At 49.1% G+C, this 6,000-nt stretch carries 7 protein-coding genes; 4 read left to right on the top strand and 3 right to left on the bottom strand.

What is annotated here, in order from left to right:
• The 4 genes from BM191_RS14590 to BM191_RS14575 form a co-directional block, all read left to right on the top strand.
• On the top strand, nucleotides 1–505 hold a 505-nt coding region (locus tag BM191_RS14590), incomplete at its 5' end, for a hypothetical protein (RefSeq protein ID WP_230479605.1).
• 54 nt (nucleotides 506–559) lie between these two features.
• Nucleotides 560–862 carry a hypothetical protein gene (locus BM191_RS14585; protein ID WP_092879414.1) on the top strand — a complete coding sequence of 101 codons (303 nt, stop codon included), beginning with the start codon at nucleotides 560–562 and terminating at the stop codon, nucleotides 860–862.
• Entirely contained in the window at nucleotides 859–1,065 is a 207-nt protein-coding gene (locus tag BM191_RS14580) for an excisionase (protein WP_092879412.1), read from the top strand. The genes BM191_RS14585 and BM191_RS14580 overlap by 4 nt, the downstream gene beginning before the upstream one ends.
• Nucleotides 1,023–2,201 carry a tyrosine-type recombinase/integrase gene (locus BM191_RS14575; protein WP_092879410.1) on the top strand — a complete coding sequence of 393 codons (1,179 nt, stop codon included), beginning with the start codon at nucleotides 1,023–1,025 and terminating at the stop codon, nucleotides 2,199–2,201. The genes BM191_RS14580 and BM191_RS14575 overlap by 43 nt, the downstream gene beginning before the upstream one ends.
• Before the next feature lie 600 nt (nucleotides 2,202–2,801).
• Here BM191_RS14575 and BM191_RS14570 read toward each other — a convergent pair.
• The 3 genes from BM191_RS14570 to phoH all read right to left on the bottom strand — a co-directional run bounded on the left by BM191_RS14570 (nucleotide 2,802) and on the right by phoH (nucleotide 5,855).
• Entirely contained in the window at nucleotides 2,802–4,274 is a 1,473-nt protein-coding gene (locus BM191_RS14570) for a peptide MFS transporter (RefSeq protein WP_092879423.1), read from the bottom strand.
• A 514-nt stretch (nucleotides 4,275–4,788) separates the two neighbouring features.
• Entirely contained in the window at nucleotides 4,789–4,932 is a 144-nt protein-coding gene (locus BM191_RS16845) for a hypothetical protein (RefSeq protein WP_177203351.1), read from the bottom strand.
• 134 nt (nucleotides 4,933–5,066) lie between these two features.
• Complete coding sequence (gene phoH / locus BM191_RS14565; RefSeq protein WP_092879408.1) at nucleotides 5,067–5,855, bottom strand: phosphate starvation-inducible protein PhoH; 789 nt, start codon at nucleotides 5,853–5,855, stop codon at nucleotides 5,067–5,069.
• Between the last annotated feature and the right edge of the window lie 145 nt (nucleotides 5,856–6,000).

The following is a 6,000-nucleotide window of genomic DNA, read 5'->3' as shown; positions in this document are numbered from 1 at the left end:
AGTTCTTGATAGCAACAGTTTAGAAGACACAATCTGGTGCATGAGATGTCTTCCCGAATATGAAGCTCTGTGGCGTAAATACGGGGTCTGGTGCGCTGCGCAAGTCGAACATCTGATGACAGATGACAGAAGCAAAAACGCGTTGAGAGTTGCATGGAGACATAGCGAAGGGCTTGCGACTGATGAAGAGCTATCGACTGCGTGGGCTGCTGCTGAGGCTGCGGCGCTGGATGCTGCTGAGGCTGCGGCGCTGGCTGTGGCGCTGGCTGCTCGGGATGCTGCGGATGCTGCGGCGCTGGCTGCTCGGGATGCTGCGGATGCTGTGGCGCTGGCTGTGGCGCTGGCTGCTCGGGATGCTGCGGATGCTGCGGGGGCTGCTGCGGAGGATGCTGCGCGGGATGCTCAACAGGAAAAACTAGTAGAGATTCTAACTGCTGGTAAATGGGTCGGCGGTGCGCCGTGGGATGGATTTTCATCGACGGCGGACAAAAGGAAAACGATATGAATTTTTGTCCGGGCTGTGGGAAACCGTTAGTTATCGATGAGGCGGAATCTGAACATGAAGATTGAAACCCAACATTTACCCTACCCGATCATCCATTCGCTGCTGACAGACCCGGCATTTAGCCTGGTGCTGGAACACTGCCTGGATGAACCAGAGCTGATCGAGGGATTCACAAAGATATATGGCGTCGCCCTGCCCCGAAAGCCCACCAGCCCGATTATAGCAATGGTGGATGAGGCTACAGGCTGGCGTGACGAGCAGTACAATAAGTTCTTCATCGAGTTTATACCGTTCGTGCATCGGTGCGTTTACCTACCGCTGCAGGGAAAGCTAGAAGTTGAGGAAAAAGCACTATGAATCTGGATGTGGTTCCTATTACGTCCTACTGCAAATCGGTGGGGGAAACGCTCGATGCTGTTAACAAACGGTTACAGCGTGGGGTGTGGAAAGAAGGTGTTCATGTTTTAAAAGTTGATGGCTCCAAAGAACGTTGGATCGACTTAACTGAGGTTACAAAATGGGTAAGGAAAAACAAAGATCCGCTTTACCGCGTGGGGTAACTATAAGGAAGCACAAGAATGGAGATACACTGCAACTTACTTTTACTTACAGGGGGGTGTTGTGTCGTGAGCCATTATCAGGAATTGAAGTCAACACCAGGAATATAAAGTTCGCAGAGCGTCGACTCGGAGAGATTCAGAACCACATCTCTATAGGAGACTTTTGCTATCTGGATTATTTCCCAAATTCCAGAAAGGCAGCGATATTTGGTCATGAAAGGAAGAAGAAAACGGTAAAGGATTACCTGGAGGAATACCTGAAGATCTGTGAGAACCGCAACTTATCCCCGTCAACGATGGATGGTTACCGCAAATGTCTCAGAGCATTGATCGATCTTCATAAGATTTACGTTACTGACCTGAAACCTGCAGCACTTAAGCGGTGGGTAGCAAGCCGCAAGACTAAGCTCAAGACTATACGTAACCGCCTTTCATTTCTTCGCAGTGCAATAGACGAGGCTGTTACCGATGGTCTGATAGGCGATAACCCGGTCGCACATATCAGCGCATCACGTTATTTCTCGGTGGAATCAGCTAACACAGATGAATATGAAGTTGACCCATTCACCCCTGATGAGATTCGCACAATCTATCTGAATTGCCAGTTCATGCAGTGGAAAACCACGTTTCAATTCGCCTTTAATACTGGCGTCCGTCCATCAGAACTGTGCGCTCTTAAATGGAGTGACGTTGACCTGCAGAAACGAACTGCCTTTGTGCAAAACGCTGTCGTGGAAGGGGTGCTTAAAGGAACCAAAACAAAATCAGGCACCAGAAAGATTGAACTTAATGAAGAAGCAATGCAAGCGATTGTAGAACAGAAGCAGTTCACACTAATGAAGAGTGAGTTTGTTTTTGAAGATCCACGCACAGGTGAACCCTGGTCTGGTTCTGACGCAATAAGGCAAAAGGCCTGGCGCTACATTATGAAGGCAGCACAAATACGTTATCGCAATCCATATCAGACTCGTCATACCTTTGCGACCATGCACATAAGCTCCGGAGCAAATCTGTTCTGGTTGTGCAAACAGATGGGACATAAGGGGCCAGACATGTTGTTCAGAAATTACGGATCTTACCTTGCTGATTACGATGGACACCTTTCCAGACCGGGGATTAAAACCAGCGGCGAATAACGGCTTACTTTGACTAAAAATGCACGTGTAGTGCACGTGAAAAAGCATATAACAATTAATAGCCACAATAACAACTAGTTATGAAAATTTGAGCGCGGGTTCGAATCCCCCCCTCACCGCCATCAAGGTTTAACGTCAATCACTCGATATTTATTAGTGATTTTCCTGCAGATAAAAGCCGTTATAAACGGCCTTTTTTGCGTCTTGCTTTCCACTTACCTCCGAATTCTCTGCAGGCTAATACGGCTATGCCCTGCATTCTGGTAATGCGTCCTTCTTTCAGGTTTACGCTCCACCGTAAAATAGTATCTCACTTCTTAACAAATAATATATGGCGATAGGGCGATATCACCTCGTAATGGCAGCGTCGTTGCCTCAGCATGCCGGAAAAAGCGCATTTGTAGGTGGACGTGGGAATCTCGTCCGGATAGCTAAGATAATGCTCAACAAGCAAGGCGCGGGTCTCGCCTGTGTTGACTTCATAAAAAATGCCTGAACCAGAGACAGGCATTTTTACTGATGTATTCGAGCATGCAGGAAGGAAAGTAGCCCACAGAGTTTGATTTGCGGTTAAGCGACATACAACGCCTGTAAGGCGAATTAAATACCGGGATTTTCAACCCCGGAAATCAACTTACGCAACAGAGGAATAAGTAGCAGCATCACCATGCCAACCGCCACCGCTCCCCAGCCCAACAGGCAGAATACATGGCTATAGCCCGGGCCTGTTTCAATGGCACTACTCCCCGCGTTTTCAGGCATCAAGCCGGAGACATAACCAGCCAGTACTGAAGCCACGCCGGTCACCATCATCCAGCATCCCATCATGATCCCTTGGTATCTCACCGGTGCCAGCTTACCAATCATCGCATAACCGATCGGAGAAATAAGCAGCTCACCCAGACTTTGCAACAGATAGCTGATAACAATCCATTTAAACGCAACAATGCCATCGCCCCCAGCCAAAAATATGCCAACCGGTAACACCAGCATGCCAAGACCAATACAAAATAACGAGCAGGAAAATTGTAGCGGAATATCGATGCACCAGCCGCGCTCACGCCAATTACGGAAGACGAGTGCCAGCAATGGGCCGCCCAGCACGATCACCAGCGTATTGATATTCTGGACCCATTGCGGGGCAATGCGGATGCCATATACCGACAGGTTAATATTGTGTTCAGTGAACAGCATAAGGCCCATTGGGGCCAGTTGGTAAAGTACCCAGAATACCAACGAACCCAGCGCCAGTATCAGATAGGCCATCATACGTTGCCGCTCCTGACGCACTTTGTGACGCAACGTGGTCAGACACAACAGCAAAAAAACCACGATGCCAAACGTAATAACAAACGAACCGGTAAAGTCGGCATGGGTCAATAACAACCTGATAACCGGTACCAGCACCAGCAGCACCACCAGCCCAATCAGCATACGTGTGAAAAATTGCCGACGACTGGCGTACATCAGCGGAGTATTCATGTCAGCCAGTAGGTTCCAGCGCGCAAGTGAAATGATGATGGCGACAATATTACCGACGGTGGCAAACAGAAAAAGCGACTGATAATGCTCACCGAGCTGGAAGTATCCCGCGCCGGTAAAACCAATAAAAAATCCCAGGTTCATGCCGGCGTAATTCCATAAAAACGCACTTTCACGGCGATTATCTTCCGGAGCAAAACGCTGTGTCAGCATCATATTGATGCAGGTAACATTCAGACCGCTACCAGTAAGAAACATCGACAGTCCCCAGTAAAGCCCTTCTGCATTCTGACCTGAAAGTATCCAGCAACCAAACACCTGTAAAAGCATGCCGAGGACGAACAGGTTGCGATTGCTCAGAAAGCGGCCGCCAAGATAACCGCCAAAAAGATGCAGCCCATAGTTGAATGCACCAAAGACGCCCATCATGGTATTCGCCTGCCCTTCGCTGAAGCCCAGGCGTTTAGTTGCATAAAGCACCAGCGTTGAATAGAGCACGGCAAAGCCAAGCGTTGCAAAAATTTGAATAAAAAACAGCGAGCCGGACCCGGTGGGTATACTCTGCGCCGGTGCAGATGTTGCCTGTGTCAAACTTCCCCCTTCGTTTTTCAGCGTCAACACCGCATTATGCGGCCTGATTGTCAATTTACGCAGTAAAAACTGACGGAATATGCCTAAATCCAGGCGTTAATGACTATTTTTACTACAAAGCCTGTACTTCTCCAGCTCTGTTCACAAAAGGCTGGGCAACATCAGCTCTCACGGTCATCAACATTCGGTTTTGTCTGCAAGCACCTCACCATTGGATCGGATATTTTAGCGACAATCTTGCTAACGCAGCCTGATTTTACGCACGGTTGCCAGCTCGCTGATTCCATTTGAACATTGTTGAACTGCGTAGCAAAAGTGGTTCTCTACCAGACGGGTGGAGCGGGGGTTTTCATTGCAAAAAGCGTCATGGTTGTTTTACAAGCAACCCGAGCAATACGTCATATTCAAACTTAACGCGTGCCCGGTACATTATCGAACGCTCTCCATTCGGGCATGAACGAAAATAACAGCGCGAGAGATATTCGCACGGTTAGTTCCCCCTGCCCTGTTGCATTTACTTACCGGACTTTTTATAAGGATCTTTTTTATAGTCCTGACTACTGTCACGGCCTCGCGGCACTTCACCGTGTTCTTTCGGACGATCCCTCGCGGGATGCTTCTCATTCTGATACTGCTGGTCACTTTTATTGTTGCTCATTGGTCACTCTCACAACTTTAGTTAAGATAAGTGTAGACCTCGGAGGCCTGGATAATATAAGAATTAACTCTTGCCCGAGGTGTTGAAAAAATAGTAAGGGGACCGATGGTCCCCTTAATAATCACGCTTGAGGTTCAGGCGTAGGCTGAAAGCGTTCGCTGGCAAAGCGTTGAACGTACGCAGTCCGCAGCACTAAAACGCACCACGCTCACCATATCATCCTCCTGAAAACGCATCAGCGCATCGCCCAGTCCGGACTGAACGCCGGCCGGTAAATCGCATTGGGTAATATCACCGTTAACCACCACGGTGACGTTCTCCCCTAAACGCGTCAGAAACATTTTCATCTGCGCCGCCGTCACGTTTTGCGCCTCATCCAGAATCACAAAAGCATTTTCAAAAGTGCGCCCGCGCATATAAGCAAAAGGAGAAATTTCCACCTTGCCGATCTCCGGACGCAAGCAATATTGCATAAATGAAGAGCCAAGCCGTTTAACCAGAACGTCGTAAACCGGTCTGAAGTAAGGCGCGAACTTTTCGGCAATGTCGCCTGGCAGAAATCCAAGATCCTCATCAGCCTGTAAAACCGGACGGGTCACGATAATCTTGTCAATATCCTTGTGGATCAAGGCTTCCGCCGCTTTGGCTGCGCTAATCCAGGTTTTCCCACAGCCGGCCTCGCCGGTGGCAAAAATAAGCTGTTTTGTCTCTATGGCATGTAGATAGTGTGCCTGAGCGTCATTGCGGGCTTCAACGGGCGCGACATCGCGGCTGTCGCGCGCCATTCCGATAGCATCTAATCCACTCATATGCACCAGCGAGGTGACCGATTCTTCTTCACGCTGGCGATGACTGCGTGAATCGTTACGAAGCACGCGCCTGGCCTCACGACGCGCTTTGATCACTGCTTTCTGTCTTCCCATAGTGGTACCTTACAGTTGGTTTCATTTCCCGCATCAGATAGCGTGATGCGATTACGTGAACGCTTTCGAGGTTCGGCTTCCTTAAAGCCTTTAACAGGGAGATATTGAGCGCGTTCGAACGGCTGACGCCCGTTATCACGCGGCA

It is taken from the genome of Izhakiella capsodis, from assembly GCF_900115045.1.
GTDB lineage: Bacteria > Pseudomonadota > Gammaproteobacteria > Enterobacterales > Enterobacteriaceae > Izhakiella > Izhakiella capsodis.
This window is presented reverse-complemented; position numbering and strand designations above follow the sequence as displayed.

What these genes read in the sequence shown, in the direction of transcription:
- BM191_RS16845 (WP_177203351.1), bottom strand. Translation starts at nt 4,932, where the DNA reads ATGAGCAACAATAAAAGTGACCAGCAGTATCAGAATGAGAAGCATCCC.
- BM191_RS14585 (WP_092879414.1), top strand. Translation starts at nt 560, where the DNA reads ATGAAGATTGAAACCCAACATTTACCCTACCCGATCATCCATTCGCTG.
- BM191_RS14575 (WP_092879410.1), top strand. Translation starts at nt 1,023, where the DNA reads ATGGGTAAGGAAAAACAAAGATCCGCTTTACCGCGTGGGGTAACTATA.
- phoH (WP_092879408.1), bottom strand. Translation starts at nt 5,855, where the DNA reads ATGGGAAGACAGAAAGCAGTGATCAAAGCGCGTCGTGAGGCCAGGCGC.
- BM191_RS14580 (WP_092879412.1), top strand. Translation starts at nt 859, where the DNA reads ATGAATCTGGATGTGGTTCCTATTACGTCCTACTGCAAATCGGTGGGG.